Annotated in this window: 11 protein-coding genes; 6 read left to right on the top strand and 5 right to left on the bottom strand. The window is 60.1% G+C overall.

The genetic code is table 11. From position 1 onward, the window contains the following. Positions 1–91: 91 nt before the first annotated feature. On the bottom strand, positions 92–1,726 hold the full coding sequence (locus tag MJO47_RS06410; RefSeq protein WP_253960288.1) for an ABC-F family ATP-binding cassette domain-containing protein: 1,635 nt from the start codon (positions 1,724–1,726) through the stop codon (positions 92–94). Positions 1,727–1,950: 224 nt separating this feature from the next. Here MJO47_RS06410 and MJO47_RS06415 point away from each other — a divergent pair, with 224 nt between their 5' ends. The 4 genes from MJO47_RS06415 to MJO47_RS06430 all read left to right on the top strand — a co-directional run bounded on the left by MJO47_RS06415 (position 1,951) and on the right by MJO47_RS06430 (position 5,231). Continuing rightward, a complete protein-coding gene (locus tag MJO47_RS06415) occupies positions 1,951–2,607 on the top strand; it encodes a methyltransferase (RefSeq protein WP_253960289.1) in 657 nt (218 codons plus the stop codon). Positions 2,608–2,631: 24 nt separating this feature from the next. After that, positions 2,632–2,877 (top strand): YheU family protein, encoded by a 246-nt coding sequence (locus MJO47_RS06420; protein ID WP_253960290.1) that lies wholly within the window; start codon positions 2,632–2,634, stop codon positions 2,875–2,877. Positions 2,878–2,939: 62 nt separating this feature from the next. Then, on the top strand, positions 2,940–3,785 hold the full coding sequence (locus tag MJO47_RS06425) for a methyltransferase domain-containing protein (RefSeq protein ID WP_253960291.1): 846 nt from the start codon (positions 2,940–2,942) through the stop codon (positions 3,783–3,785). 117 nt (positions 3,786–3,902) lie between these two features. Then, the gene (locus tag MJO47_RS06430; RefSeq protein ID WP_253960292.1) at positions 3,903–5,231 is read left to right on the top strand and encodes a hemolysin family protein; all 1,329 of its coding nucleotides are present in this window, start codon (positions 3,903–3,905) and stop codon (positions 5,229–5,231) included. Positions 5,232–5,291: 60 nt separating this feature from the next. Here MJO47_RS06430 and MJO47_RS06435 read toward each other — a convergent pair whose 3' ends face one another. Then, positions 5,292–7,562, bottom strand: a complete 2,271-nt coding sequence (locus MJO47_RS06435) for an ATPase, T2SS/T4P/T4SS family (protein WP_253960293.1) — start codon at positions 7,560–7,562, stop codon at positions 5,292–5,294. 103 nt (positions 7,563–7,665) lie between these two features. Continuing rightward, the gene (locus tag MJO47_RS06440; protein ID WP_253960294.1) at positions 7,666–10,416 is read right to left on the bottom strand and encodes an HAD-IC family P-type ATPase; all 2,751 of its coding nucleotides are present in this window, start codon (positions 10,414–10,416) and stop codon (positions 7,666–7,668) included. Positions 10,417–10,606: 190 nt separating this feature from the next. On the opposite strand from MJO47_RS06440, the gene MJO47_RS06445 reads away from it, so the two are divergent. Then, positions 10,607–11,647, top strand: coding sequence for a cytochrome-c peroxidase (locus MJO47_RS06445; protein WP_305882402.1), 1,041 nt, complete (start codon positions 10,607–10,609; stop codon positions 11,645–11,647). Between the two features lie 85 nt (positions 11,648–11,732). Here MJO47_RS06445 and MJO47_RS06450 read toward each other — a convergent pair whose 3' ends face one another. Next, entirely contained in the window at positions 11,733–12,353 is a 621-nt protein-coding gene (locus MJO47_RS06450; protein WP_253960295.1) for a cytochrome c3 family protein, read from the bottom strand. 197 nt (positions 12,354–12,550) lie between these two features. On the opposite strand from MJO47_RS06450, the gene MJO47_RS06455 reads away from it, so the two are divergent. Beyond that, entirely contained in the window at positions 12,551–12,886 is a 336-nt protein-coding gene (locus MJO47_RS06455; protein WP_253960296.1) for a YegP family protein, read from the top strand. Between the two features lie 69 nt (positions 12,887–12,955). Here MJO47_RS06455 and MJO47_RS06460 read toward each other — a convergent pair whose 3' ends face one another. After that, positions 12,956–14,191, bottom strand: coding sequence for an LL-diaminopimelate aminotransferase (locus MJO47_RS06460; RefSeq protein WP_253960297.1), 1,236 nt, complete (start codon positions 14,189–14,191; stop codon positions 12,956–12,958). Positions 14,192–14,219: the final 28 nt, after the last annotated feature.

Here is a 14,219-nt window from a genome sequence, read left to right on the forward strand (position 1 = left end):
ATCCGTCTAGGTAAAGAGGCCGGCAGCATGCTTTTTCAGCGCGTTCTGCCGGCCTCCTGGTGTGTAAAATCCCCTGCGGTCTGTCGACCTCTTACAGGGTCAGCATGGCCTCACCCTGGAAGTGCTGGTTGCGGATGTGGCTGACCTCCGGACTCTCCAGGTACTCGTCAAAGGTCATGGAGCGCTCGATAAAGCCGCCGGGGGTGAATTCGACGATGCGATTGGCCACGGTCGAGAGGATCTTGTGGTCGTGGGAGGCGAAGAGGATGACCTCGGGATAGGCGATCAGGCCGTTGTTCAGGGAGGTGATCGATTCGAGGTCGAGGTGGTTGGTCGGCTCGTCGAAAATGAGGACGTTGGCGCCGGTGAGCATCATCTTGGCGAGCATGCAGCGGACCTTCTCGCCGCCGGAGAGGACGTTGGCCTTTTTGGTGGCCTCTTCGCCGGAGAAGAGCATGCGGCCCAAAAAGCCGCGGGCAAAACTCTCCCCTTCGTTGGGGGCGAACTGACCCAGCCACTCGATGAGGTTGAGGTCGTTGTCGAAGTAGCGGCGGTTTTCCTTGGGGAAGTAGGCGGAGGTGATGGTCACGCCCCAGCGGAAGCTGCCGCTGTCGGGTTTGAGCTCGCCGGCCAGAATCTGGAAGAGGGTGGTCTTGGTCTGGCTGTCGCCGCCGACAAAAGCGATCTTGTCTCCCTTGTTGACGTTGAGGCTGAAGTTGTTCAGCACCTGCACGCCGTCGACGGTTTTGCACAGGTCTTTGATTTCGAGGATGATGTCGCCACAGGACCGCTCGGGCTTGAAGGCGATGAAGGGATACTTGCGGGAAGAGACGGGCATATCCTCCAGGGTGAGCTTGTCCAGCAGCTTCTTGCGCGAGGTGGCCTGTTTGGCCTTGGAGGCGTTGGAGCTGAAACGCTGGATGAACTCTTTGAGCTCGTTGGCCTTTTCGGTGACCTTGCGGTTTTCTTCCTGCTTCTGTTTCAGGGTCAGCTGGCTGGCCTCGTACCAGAAGTCGTAGTTGCCGACGTAGACGGTGATCTTGCCGAAGTCGATGTCGGCCACGTGGGTGCAGACCTGGTTGAGGAAGTGGCGGTCGTGGGAGACGACGATGACCGTGTTCTGAAAACGGGAGAGAAAGTCTTCGAGCCAGCCGATGGATTTGAGGTCGAGGTGGTTGGTCGGCTCGTCAAGGAGCAGGATGTCCGGGTTGCCGAAAAGAGCCTGCGCCAGCAGCACCCGCACCTTTTCGCCCCCTTCGAGTTCCTTCATCTTCTTGTGGCGCAGCTCTTCCGGGATGCCGAGACCGTTGAGCAGCACGGCCGCTTCCGATTCGGCCTCGTAGCCGTTCATTTCGGCGAACTCGGCTTCGAGCTCGCCGGAACGGATGCCATCCGCCTCGGTGAAATCTCCCTTGGCATAGATCGCCTCGCGCTCGGCCATGACCTGGTAGAGCTGGGCGTGCCCCATCATGACGGTGTTGAAGACCGTCTCTTCGTCAAAGGCGAAGTGGTCCTGGCGCAGCATGGCGAGGCGTTCGCCGGCCCCGACGGAAATTTTCCCCTTGTCCGGATCGAGCTCCCCGGCCAGAATCTTCAGAAAGGTGGATTTGCCGGCCCCGTTGGCGCCGATGAGACCGTAGCAGTTGCCCGGTACGAACTTGATGTTGACATCTTTGAAGATGACCCTCTTGCCATAGGCGAGGGCGACATTGTGTGCGCTGATCATGATAACGACTGTCCTTTGCGAAAAAATAAAAACCACAGGGGTGACCCCTGTGGTTCACATGCCGGCCCCTTATACCACTGGCGACCGGCCGGCGGCAATCAATTTTATGTGGACACCTTGTCGCAGACGGTGATTTCTGCAAGATTTTTGCTAGGCCTGTAGCCGCTTTGAGGGTATCCTGCCGGCACCATCGCCACGCTGCTAACCGCTTTCAGGATTTCGCCATGGATCGCTCTTCGCGCAATCGTCTTACCCGGCACCAGCTCCCCCTCTTTACCACCGATACCCTCTTCGACCGTCTGGCGCGGGCGGCCTGTGAGGCCGGCTGCCTGCCGCGCAAAGAGCTGTTCGAGGCCTGGGAGGTGGCCCGGCGGGTGCGCCGCCGTTTTCGGGGCGGCCGCGTGGTCGATCTGGCCTGCGGTCACGGTCTGCTGGCTTATATCCTGCTGCTGCTGGATGATACCTCGCCGCAGGCCCTGGCCGTCGACCGCCAGCTGCCCCAGAGCGCCAGGACGCTGGCGACAGTGCTGGAGGCTGCCTGGCCCCGCCTGGGCGGGCGGGTGACCTTTGCGTCCACCGACATCGACAGGGTGCCCCTTGATCCCGGCGACCTGGTGGTTTCCGTCCATGCCTGCGGCGGCTTGACCGATCTGGTCCTGCAACGGGCGGTGGAGGCTGGCGCCCGGGTGGCGGTGCTCCCCTGCTGTCACGACCTCGATAGCGGCGATACGGGCGGCCTGCAGGGGTGGATGGACGGCGCCCTGGCCATGGACGCCACGCGGGCGGCGCGCCTGAGCTGTCAGGGTTACCGGGTGCATACCCAGACCATCCCGGCGGATATCACGCCGAAGAACCGTCTGCTGCTGGCGGAGCCGCTGTAAACCTGAGCTCACGAGGATGAGAAGATGACGTCAGAACAAAACGGAGAGAGGCAGGAGGAGGGGGTCGAAGTCCCCTACGAGGAGCTCAGCCCCGGGGCGCTGCGGAACCTCATCCAGGAATTCGTCAGCCGGGACGGGGCGGACTGGGGGGAGGCCGGCTGTACGCTGGATGACAAAGTCGAGGAGGTGCTGGGACAACTCCGACAGAAAAAAGCCAGGGTGGTCTTCGATCTGCAGACCCAGACTGCCAATATTGTCGTGCGGCGCTGAAGGCAGTTTAATCCCTAATCGGAAGCAAAGGCTCGTCAGCAGTCTTTGGGAAAGCAGTAGGCATGCATCACCACAGATATTGGTTCGAGGCCGAGGTCGCCCGGCAGGTGCTGACAGCGCTGGACAGGGGCGATGCCCGGGTGGAGATTTCCGCCGATCTGAATCTCTCCCGCGCCACGTTCACGCTGCAGGGCGACGCCCTGGTGCTCGATGACGACAACCTTTTGCAGCGGGAGGATCTGCAGCGGATTGCAGGCAAAAAGAACCGGATCTTTTTGCTCGAAGGCGGCGAGCTGGTGGTGCTGGAGAGCCGGGACGAGGGCTATTACAAACTCGTGCCGACGGCGCAGGCCCCGCTTCTGGAGATCAGTGGCGTGAAGATGCACATCTCCAAGGGGATCAACCCCTTCGAGAGCGCCGGTCAGATGGCGGCGCAGGTGGTGAAAAAAGGGGATCGGGTGCTCGATACCTGCAGCGGCCTCGGCTATGCGGCGCTGGCGGCGCTTCGGCTTGGAGCCCGTCAGGTGGTGACGGTGGAGCGGAGCGCAACGGTCATGGCCCTGCGACGGCAGAACCCCTGGTCGCAGGGTCTGTCCGCCCCCGGCATCCAGTCGGTGCAGGCAGATGTCGGCACCTACATCTGCGAGTTTGGCGCGGCCTCCTTTGAGGCGGTGATTCACGATCCGCCGCGCTTTTCCCTGGCCGGCGAGCTCTATGGCGTCGAATTTTATCGCGAAATTTACCGTGTCCTCACCCGACGCGGCGGGCTCTTTCACTACACCGGCAATCCCCAGCTGGTGCGGCGCGGCAGCAGTTTTGTCGACCAGGCGGTGCAGCGCCTGAAAAAGGCCGGCTTCACCCGGGTGGAGAAGGTGCCGACCCTGATGGGCGTGAGGGCGTGGAAGTAGGTCGTCAGGCAGCCTTTCCTCTTTTTGATATAGTGTCTTATATTCACGTTGAGCCGCGACTCGGCTAACGACGGATCGCCGGCGATCGCGGGGCATCAGGACGGAAGGGAGTTTTTCATGGAGAGCATCTGGCTGGAACTGGTCATTGTCCTGGTCCTCATTTTGGCCAATGGCTTTTTTGCGGGAGCGGAACTCGCCATCGTCTCTGTCCGTCGGGGGCGTATTGCCCAGCTCGCCAGCGACGGGAACAAAAAGGCCAAAGTGGTGGAACAGCTCCACGCCGACCCGCACCGATTTCTGGCTACGGTACAGATCGGCGTCACCCTCGTCGGCACCATGGCTTCGGCGGTCGGCGGCGCGGCGGCCATTGAACTGATCAAGCCGGTGCTGCAGCAGTCGTCGCTTTCTCTGCTCCGTGATGCGGCTGAACCCCTGGCTCTCTTTGTGGTGGTCGGCTGTATCGCCTATCTCTCTCTGGTTTTGGGCGAACTGGTTCCCAAAGCGCTGGCCCTGGAATATTCGGAACGAATTGCCCTGTTTGTCGCGGGGCCCATTCGAACTCTTGCCCGCCTTGGGGGGGCGGCGGTTTACGTTCTGACTCTTTCGAGCCGGATGGTTCTGCGTCTGTTGGGGATCAGGGCCTCAGGGGAACGGGCGTTTATCACGAAAGAGGAAATACAACAGGTGGTCGCCGAGGGGCATGCCTCTGGCGTTGTTTCTGGCAGTGAGCAGACCTTTATCCGCAATGTGTTCGACTTCTCCATCCTGCGTGTTCGCGAAGTCATGGTGCCGCGTCCACGGGTCATGGCCCTGAATCTGGATCAGGACTGCAAAGAGATTCTGAAAACCGTGCTGAGCAGTCAGTATTCACGCTTCCCGGTTTACCGGGGTGATGTCGACAATGTGATCGGGTTCGTTCATGCCAAGGATTTGCTCGGTTTGGCCGTGCAGACTTCTGATTTCAACTTGGAAAACATCCTGCGCCCCGTATTTTTTGTGCCGGAATCCAAGAGGATCAACGGGCTGCTGCGAGAGATGCAGCATCGTCATATACACATGGCGGTGGTGGTCGACGAATACGGGGGAATGAGCGGCATCGCCACCACGGAGGATCTGTTGGAAGAACTGGTGGGCGAAATTGAGGACGAACACGATGCGGGATTGCAGCGTTTTCGTCGTCTGGCGGACGGCAGTTACTTGGTGGACGGCCTTTTGCCTCTAAACGATCTGGCGGATTTTCTGGACATACGTCTGCCCGAACAAAGGCCTTTCGACACGTTGGCCGGCCTGATCCTGTTCGCGCTGGGCCATCTTCCCGTCGAGGGGGAAAAGGTGGTGTGGGAAAATTACCTGCTGACCTGCGTGAAGGTGACGCCGACGGCTATTCTCAAGGTTAAAATGGAGCCGATGAAACAGGAGGGCGATGCGGGGCAAGAATCTGCCTAGGGTGTTTTTTGGCAGAGGATAGTGTGCCGGGCGGCACTCATCTCCTATTTCCTTTCCTGCTCAGAGGCAGACCATGTTCACCTGACTCAGGTCGGTGATCCCCTGGAAGATCTTTTCAATGCCGTCCTGGCGCAAGGTTTTCATCCCCTCCTGGCGGGCAACTTCCTCCAATTCCCCGGCCCCGGCGCGCTGCCGGATGGCCTGCTTGATCGCGGGTGAGTTGACCAGCAGTTCCTGAATGGCGATGCGGCCGCTGTAGCCGAAGCCTTCACAGACCGGGCAGCCCTGAGAGTGCATGAGCGTGAGTTCGTCTGTATACGCAGGCATGTTGTGGGTGCCGAAGTACTCCTCGCCATAGGATACGACCAGCTGCTCGTATTCTTCCGGGCTGGGTTGATAGGGCACCTTGCACTGGTTGCACAGGCGGCGGACCAGGCGCTGCGCGATGATGCCGAGCATGGCTTCGGAAAAGTTGATGGGGTCTTCGCCCATTTCGATCAGGCGTACGATGGTCTCCGGCGCGTTGTTGGTATGCAGGGTGGAGAAGACCAGGTGCCCCGTCAAAGAGGCGGCGATGGCAGCCTTGGCAGTGACCCGGTCGCGCATTTCGCCGATCATGATGACGTCGGGGTCGGCGCGCAGGAAGGAGCGCAGGGCCTCCTCGAAGGTGAAGCCGATCTTGGCGTTGACCTGTACCTGGCGCAGGCCGCGCTGGGTGATTTCGACGGGATCCTCGGCGGTCCAGATCTTGCGGTTGCCGGTGTTGATTTCCGAGATGGCCGAATGCAGGGTGGTGGTCTTGCCTGAGCCGGTGGGGCCGACGCAGAGGATGATGCCGTAGGGCTTTTTCAGCAGGGCTTTAAAGCGTTCATGATTATGTTCCGAGACGCCCAGCTGTTCCAGGGAGAGGATGCGGGCGGCGTTGAGCACACGCAACACGGCGTCTTCCTGGCCGCCGATAGTGGGGGTGATTTCCACCCGGTACTCGATGCGTTCACGCCCGTGCTTGAGCAGAATCTTGCCGGACTGAGGTCGGCGGCGCTCGGCGATATCGAGCTTTGAGACGATCTTGAGGCGCGAAATAATCGCCTTCTTGTATTGGGAACCGATCCGGTGGGCCGTGTAGCACTGGCCGTCCTTGCGGTAGCGGACGACGAGGGGCAGGGTACCCATCTCCGGTTCGAAGTGGATATCCGAGACGCCGCGACGATGAGCGTCGAGCAGGATTTTATTGACCAGCGTGATGACTTTGGAGTCCGACTCGGTGACGCGTTCGACTTCCTTTTCCTCGACGACTTCAAGGTTGACGTCCCCCAGGTTGTCGATCAGCTCTTCGATCTCGTCTTCAGAATCGTAGAAGAGGCGGTTGATGTGCTCCTCGATCTTGCGGGCGCTGGCCACAACCAGTTCGATACGGCGGTTGGTGGCAAAGCTGAGGTTGTCGCCGATGGTCGGGTCGGTGGGGGTCGAGGTAGCCACGACGAGGCGGTTGCTGGTGACCTCGATGGGCAGGACCTGCATCCGTTCAATGAGAGAGCGGGAGATCATGCGGACGGCCTCCGGGTCGATGCTGGTCTCGTCGAGATCGATGACCCGCAGGCCGAATTTCTGCGCCAGGGCATCCAGCAGCTGATCTTCCGTGATCCAGCCCTTTTCCACCAGAATCACCCCGAGCTTTTTGTGGCGGTTATTTTCCTGCTTGGCGCGGGCCTCGTCCACCTGTCGCCGGGTGACCAGCCCCGCCTCGATGAGAATGTCGCCCACGCGGAACTGCGCGGCACGATGACCCGATTTTTTGGCGGCGGCGGCGATGACCGCTTCCCCCTTTGTCGGGCTGAGGTGCCCGTCTTCGATGAGGATGTCCCCCAGTTTCTGCTTCCGCAATTTTTCCTGCAGCTCCAGCGCGAGCTTCAGCTTGTCCCCCTGGATGGCGCCCTGTTTGGTCAGTACCTTGCCGAGCGGCAGGTTGAGTTTCTTGATGTCCAGGCCGATGCGCGTGAAGAAGATCCGCGTAAACCCTTTTTCCGTCGGCTTTTCAGGGTAGCCGAAAACGCCCCGGAAATAGCGCTCCCCTTTGTTGAGAAGAAGTCGAAATCGATCCCCCGTGGCTGTGTAGATATCTTCCGCCACCGCATCTTTGGGAAAGGACGGCGGGCAAAAACCTTTCTCATACAGGCGGACAAAGCAGATCGCCTCGAAGGGGTAGGTAGCCGGTTCGGAATCGCCAACCTCCACAATCTCGATTCCCGCCTCTTCAGGGTTGATTGGCCGGGTGAGGAATCCCTCGCAGTGATTCCCGTTGAGAAATTTTATGGTCGCCTTGCAGGACACGAGACCTCCGTGGATGTGGGGCTTTGGATTGAGTTTTTAAATTTACCAGAAAAATCATCAGAGTTCACGAAAAGACCCGTTTTGGCACATTTTTGCTGTCGTACTATGGCGTGGCTGAAAGATCTTTTGATCCAGCGGAACTGTGCCTGACCAATTTATACAATTCCATGACCGCGATCAGCACCAGGGACATAAGGATCAGCCGCCCCCAATGGGACAGGCTGACCGGTTGAACCCCCAGAACGTTCTGCATCAGCGGGATGTTCATGCTCAGAATGTGCAGGCCCTGGGCAACGCCCACACCGCCGACCAGAAGCCAGTTGCGGCTTAAGGGAACGCGGAAAACTGACTGCCTTTCCGAGCGACAGTTGAAGGCATGTGCGTTTTCCAGCAGGACCATGAGCAGCAAGGTGCTGTTACGGGCCGCCTGCTCATCCCAGCCCAGTGCGAGCAGACTGTACCAGTTGGCAAAGGCAAGCAGGCCCATGGTGATGCCGGCGATGACGACCTGCTCGATCATCAGCCGGTTGAAAACCCCTTCGGTGGGCGGCCTCGGCGCCCGTGCCATGGCGCCGGGTTCGCCCCCCTCAAAGGCCAGGGCCACATCCTGAATGCCGTTGGTGACCAGATTGAGCCACAACAGCTGTACGGCCAGCAGCGGAAGGGGAACGCCCAGCAGCAGCGCCAGAGTGAAAAGGACGAGTTCGGCGCCGCCGGTGGAGATGAGCAGGGCGACGACCTTGCGGATGTTGTCGTAGGCAAAACGGCCTTCTTCCACCCCGCCTTCGATGGAAGCGAAGTTGTCGTCGGTGACGATGATGGCGGCCGTATCCTTGGCGACGTCGGTTCCTGACCCCATGGCGACGCCGATGTGGGCGCGGCGCAGGGCAGGCGCGTCGTTGACGCCATCGCCAGTGACGGCGACGAAATGGCCGAGGGTGCCGAGGGCGGCGACGATATCGAGTTTTTGCAGGGGGGCGACCCGACTGAAGACGGCGGCGCGCTGCACGGCCTCCAGGTAGCGCGGGTCTTCAGGCGATCCCAGGTCCTCCAGGTCGGCGCCGACGATCTGGTCCTCGGCGCTGCGGGCGATGTGCAGTTCCCGGGCGATGCTCAGGGCGGTGGCCGGATGGTCGCCGGTGATCATGACGACGCGGATTCCCGCCTTCCGGCAGCGTTCCACCGACGCCGCCACCTCCGGACGCAGCGGGTCAATGAGCCCCACCAGTCCCAGAAAGGTGAGGGGTGGCAGATTCTCCGCCGTAAGTTCTTCCTCGGGCAATCGGGAGCTGTGCGCCACGGCGATGACCCGGTAGCCCCCTTCGGCCAGGGCCAGGGCCTGTTCCCGGATATCCTGGGCGTTCACCTCACAGTCACTCTCCCCCTGAAAATCGGCGCAAAAAGGCAGAACGGCCTCGACGGCGCCCTTGACGGCCACGCCCGCTTCCTGGCCGTGCCGGTAGGCGACAGCGGCGTAGCGCTGGGCCGACTCAAAGGGGATTTCGCTCATCTTGTCCACTTCGCGGGCCAGGCGACGGGGATCGAGTCCGGCTTTGTAGGCCAGGGCCAGCAGGGCGACATCCACGGCATCCCCCTGGTGTTCCCAGTCGCCGTCTATCTCCGCCAGGCTTCCTTCGTTGCAGATGGCCGCCGTCTTGGCGAGACGGGTGAGAAAAGCCTGATCCTGCGCGTTTGGGGGCTGGCCGTTGGCCTCGAGCAGGATCCCGGTACCCTGGTACCCTTCGCCGGTGACATCGAAAAGTTTGCCGCAGGGCAGGCCGAGAACTTTAGCCGTCTGTTTGTTGACAGTCAGGGTGCCGGTCTTGTCGCTGGCGATGCAGGTGCAGCTTCCCAGCGCTTCCACCGCCGTCAGTTTGCGGACAATGACGTTGCGCCGGGCCATGCGACTGGCGGCGATGGACAAGGCCACGGTCATGGCGACGGGCAGGCCCTCGGGGATGGCAGATACGGCCAGGGCGACAGCCATGAAGAATACCTCCATGACAGCCACCCCGCGCGCCAGGGAGATGAGCGCCAGCAGAGCCACGAAGCCGAGGACAAGGTAACTGATCTGCCGGGCAAAGCGCTCCATGCGAATAATCAGGGGAGGCTTGGTCAATTCCGAAGCGGAGACGGCCAGGGCGATTTTGCCCAATTCGGTGTGGAGCCCTGTGGCGACCACGACGGCCGTGGCCCGTCCGCTGGCGACCGTCGAGCCGGCGAAGACCAGGTTGGAACGATCACTCAAAGGTAGATCTCCCTGAAGGGCCGCCGTCTCCTTGCCGACCAGCTGCGACTCGCCGGTCAACAGCGATTCGTCGACGGCAAGATTACGGGTGCGCAGCAGGCGCATATCCGCGGGAATTCGGTTGCCCGATTCGAGCAGGACGATATCCCCAGGCACCAAAAACTCGGCTGCGAGCTGGAATTCCCGCCCCTGCCGGCGGACATGGGCTTTTATGCCCAGCAGGCGCTGGAGAGCAGCGGCGCTCTTCTCGGCCTTCCATTCCTGAAAGGTGCCGAGCCCGGCGTTGAGCAGAATGACGGCGAAGATGAAGAAGGCATCGGTGTGTTCGTTGATAAGCAGGGAGACGGCACCGGCCGCCAGGAGAATATAGATGAGAGGGCTGAGAAACTGGTGCAGGAAGATGACGGCCAGGCCAGGGGGCTTCCGTTCGGGGAGACGGTTGGGGCCGAACTCCCGCAGCCGTCGGTCAGCCTCGTCCGGCTGGAGTCCTGCCTGGGTCGAGCCGATTTTTTCCAGCGTCTCGTCGGAGGACAGCTGATACCAGGCGCTCAGGTTCGGGTGAGGCTGGTCAGGGAATTGCTCTCTTTCGGGAGTGCCAATCGCCATCGAAAACTCCAGTCAGGAACACGTATCGTCTGTAAATATAGCAAAAGATCCCAAGGGTGCTTCCGGACCCGTCCGTCTTTTCTCGAAGTTGTTCGGGCCACAAGTGCAAAATTGCCGGCACCTGCTATATTGGTGCAGAGAACCGGGGAAAACCGATTTGTGAAAACCTTATTTGCAAAGGAGAGAAACCATGTTCCGATTGATTGCCTTAGGTGCTGCTGTCACCCTGATGTCCCTTGGCCCGGCCTATGCCGCTGCCAATGAACTTCTGAGCCTTAGTCAGACAATTTTCAAGCCACTGCCCGCCGAGCCGCCGGTCATTGAAGGTAACCCGGCGACTCCGGCCAAGCTGGATCTGGGCAAGATGCTGTTTTTCGATCCGCGGCTGTCCTCCTCTCAACTGATCAGTTGCAACACCTGTCACAATGTCGGTCTGGCCGGTGGTGATCTGCAGGAGACCTCCGTCGGGCACAACTGGCAGAAAGGGCCTCGCAACGCCCCCACCGTCATGAACGCCGTCTTCAATTCAGCCCAGTTTTGGGACGGCCGGGCCAAGGATCTGGCCGAACAGGCCAAAGGGCCGGTGCAGGCCTCCGTGGAAATGAACAACACCCCTGAACGCGTACTGGAAACGCTGAGTAGCATCCCCGAGTACGTCGACCTCTTCACCAAGGCTTTTCCGGGCGAGGAAAAAGCTTTGACCTTTGACAACGTCGCCAAAGCCATTGAGGTTTTTGAGGCCGTGCTGCTGACCCCGGCCCCCTTTGACAGCTATCTGCGCGGAGATGCTGATACGTTGACGGACAGGGAGAAAGCGGGCCTGGAACTGTTCATCAACAAGGGCTGCGCCGGCTGCCATGACGGCGTCAACGTGGGCGGCAGCGGCTACTTCCCCTTCGGGGTCGTGGAGAAGCCCGGCAGCGAGGTCATGTCTGCCGATGACAAGGGCCGCTTCCAGGTCACCAACACGGCCAGCGATGAGTACGTTTTCCGTGCTCCTTCCCTGCGCAATGTGGCCCTGACGGCACCGTATTTCCATTCGGGCAAGGTCTGGAGCCTGCAGGAAGCCACCAGCATCATGGGGTCTTCCCAACTGGGGATTTCTCTTACTCCCGAGGATGAAAAGCTGCTGGTGACCTTCATGAAAACCCTCAATGGCATCCAGCCGCAGATCGTCTATCCGCTGCTGCCGGTGAGTACCGACAAAACCCCGCGGCCGATCCTGCAATAAATCCAGGTCGGTGAATTATTGACCATTGCAAAAAGGCCCGCTCCTTCATCGAAAGGGCGGGCCTTTTTGCTGCCGTTAAAGTGGATTATTTGACGTGGCAGGCGGTGCAGGAGGTGGGGGCGTTGCCGCCGCTGGCCTTGTGGCAGCCAGTGCACAGCGTGTGGGCGATATCCTTGTCGATCTTCACCATCCGGGGCGGGTCGGTGGGATGACATTTGTCGCAGCTCAGACGACTGCCATGGTCCGCATGGTTGAAGGTGACCTTACCCATGCTGGCTTCGTAAACGACCACGCCGGGTGGTTCGGGTGTGGCGGCTTTCTCTACGGCGGCGGCCGTTTCCGCAACCTTGGCCTTGGCGGCGCTGACCGCCACGTCAGCGGCCTCTTTCGTCTCTTCCGCCACGTCTGCTGTCTGCTCTTTGACGGCATCTACCGCCTGGGCGGTCGTGGTCTTGGCCTCATCCACCATCTCTGCGGTGGCTTCCTTGGTGGCCTGAACCTGTTGCTCGGCCTCCGTCTTGGCTGCGTCGACCGCGACGGCGGCAGCCTCTTTCACTTCAGCCGCCGCCTCTTTGGCTTCCTCGCTGACCGTACCGGTTTCAGCGGCGGGCTTGGCTGTTTCTTCCGGCGGTGTCGATTCCTTGGAGCAGGCGCTCAACAGGGTTGCCATTAAAAATACCATACACCAGGTGGCTACAGTTTTCATTTCTCTCTCCTTTTCTAAGGTTAAAATGCGACAAGCCTTTAAACCATATCACGGTGGATGCTGTATTCAACTGGGGCAGAAATTGCTTTCTCTTTGACTTGGTCCGCTTGCAATTGCTGGATATGGCGACATACTTTTTGCATCGCTTTTTGCGGTGCTTGTTTTTTTCACTGCAACCCACCAGAGAGGAGATTGTTATGGCCGGGAAGTTCGAACTGAAGAAAGCAAAGGACGGACAGTTCATGTTCAACCTGAAGGCGAGCAACGGGCAGGTGATTTTAACGAGTGAACTGTACAAGACCAAAGCCAGCGCCGAGAACGGCATCGAGTCGGTGCGCAAGAACGCCGTGCGTGAGGGGGCTTTTGAGGTGCGGGAGAACGCCAAGGGCGAGCCCTATTTCATCCTCAAGGCGACCAACGGCCAGGAGGTCGGGCGCAGCGAATATTATTCCTCCAAGGCGGCCATGGAGAACGGTATTGCCTCGGTAACCAAAAATGCTCCCGACGCTAAGGTCGACGACATTACCGCATAATTTTAGTCATACCTTCATGGCACCAGTCTGAACGAAGAAGGGCGGCTTGATCAGCCGCCCTTCTTCGTTTTATTTACCCCACTTCTTTTTGATCCGCTCCACGGCTTCGATGACCTTTTCCTTGTCGCCGAAGGCACTGAGGCGGAAGTAGCCCTCTCCGCTCGGTCCGAAGCCGGAGCCGGGGGTGCCGACCACGTGGCATTCCTGCAAAAGCTTGTCGAAGAAGTCCCAGGAGGACAGCCCGGCCGGCGTCTTCAGCCAGATATAGGGGGCGTCGACGCCGCCGTAGCAGGTGATGCCGGCGGCCTGGAGACCTTCGCGGATGATGCGGGCGTTATCCATGTAATAGTCGATGATTTCCTTGGTCTGCTGCCAGCCTTCATCCGAGTAGACGGCGGCGGCGGCACGCTGCACCGGGTAGGAGGCGCCGTTGAACTTGGTGCTGGTGCGGCGGTTCCACAATTTGTTGAAGGAATATTTCTCCCCCTTCTCGGTGGTGCCCATGACCTCTTCGGGAACGATGACCAGGCCGCAGCGCACGCCGGTGAAACCGGCGGTCTTGGAGAAGGAGCGGAATTCGATGGCGCACTTTTTGGCCCCCTCTATTTCATAGATGGAATGAGGGATGCCGGGCGTGGTGATGAAGGCCTCATAGGCGGCGTCGTAGAAGATGACGGCATCGTTGGCGTTGGCGTAGTCGACCCATTTCTGCAGCTCTTCCTTGCTGGCGACGGTGCCCGTGGGGTTGTTGGGGAAGCAGAGATAGATGATGTCGACCTTCTCTTTGGGCAGGTCGGGGATGAAGTTGTTGGCCTCGGTGAAGGGCATGTAGACGATGCCCTTGTAGTAGCCCTTTTCATCGGCTTCGCCGGTGCGGCCGACCATGACGTTGGTGTCGTTGTAGACCGGATAGACGGGATCGCCAATGGCCACCTTGTTGTCGAGGGCGAAAATGTCAAGGATGTTGGCGCAGTCACACTTGGAGCCGTCGGAGATGAACATCTCGGAGGTCTTCAGCTCGACGCCAAGGGGCTTGTAGCTCTTGTCGATGATGGTGTTGATGAGCCAGTCGTAGCCCTGCTCGGGACCGTAGCCATGGAAATTTTCAGTGGTGCCGAGATCGTCGATGGCCTCGTGAAAGGCCTTGAGCACGGCGGGAGCCAGGGGGCGGGTGACGTCGCCGATGCCGAGGCGGATGACTTTGGCCTCGGGATTGGCGGCGGTGAATTCACGCACGCGGCGACCAATCTCGGGAAAGAGATAGCCGGCTTTGAGTTTCAGATAATGATCGTTGATATGAGCCATTGCATTCCTCCAAAAATGGTAGGGGCGC

Source organism: Desulfuromonas sp. KJ2020 (assembly GCF_024197615.1).
Taxonomy (GTDB): domain Bacteria; phylum Desulfobacterota; class Desulfuromonadia; order Desulfuromonadales; family SZUA-540; genus SZUA-540.

Bases quoted from the DNA above. Each gene is read 5' to 3' on its own strand.
- MJO47_RS06460 (WP_253960297.1), bottom strand. From the start codon at position 14,191: ATGGCTCATATCAACGATCATTATCTGAAACTCAAAGCCGGCTATCTC.
- MJO47_RS06450 (WP_253960295.1), bottom strand. From the start codon at position 12,353: ATGAAAACTGTAGCCACCTGGTGTATGGTATTTTTAATGGCAACCCTG.
- MJO47_RS06425 (WP_253960291.1), top strand. From the start codon at position 2,940: ATGCATCACCACAGATATTGGTTCGAGGCCGAGGTCGCCCGGCAGGTG.
- MJO47_RS06410 (WP_253960288.1), bottom strand. From the start codon at position 1,726: ATGATCAGCGCACACAATGTCGCCCTCGCCTATGGCAAGAGGGTCATC.
- MJO47_RS06440 (WP_253960294.1), bottom strand. From the start codon at position 10,416: ATGGCGATTGGCACTCCCGAAAGAGAGCAATTCCCTGACCAGCCTCAC.
- MJO47_RS06430 (WP_253960292.1), top strand. From the start codon at position 3,903: ATGGAGAGCATCTGGCTGGAACTGGTCATTGTCCTGGTCCTCATTTTG.
- MJO47_RS06415 (WP_253960289.1), top strand. From the start codon at position 1,951: ATGGATCGCTCTTCGCGCAATCGTCTTACCCGGCACCAGCTCCCCCTC.
- MJO47_RS06420 (WP_253960290.1), top strand. From the start codon at position 2,632: ATGACGTCAGAACAAAACGGAGAGAGGCAGGAGGAGGGGGTCGAAGTC.
- MJO47_RS06455 (WP_253960296.1), top strand. From the start codon at position 12,551: ATGGCCGGGAAGTTCGAACTGAAGAAAGCAAAGGACGGACAGTTCATG.
- MJO47_RS06445 (WP_305882402.1), top strand. From the start codon at position 10,607: ATGTTCCGATTGATTGCCTTAGGTGCTGCTGTCACCCTGATGTCCCTT.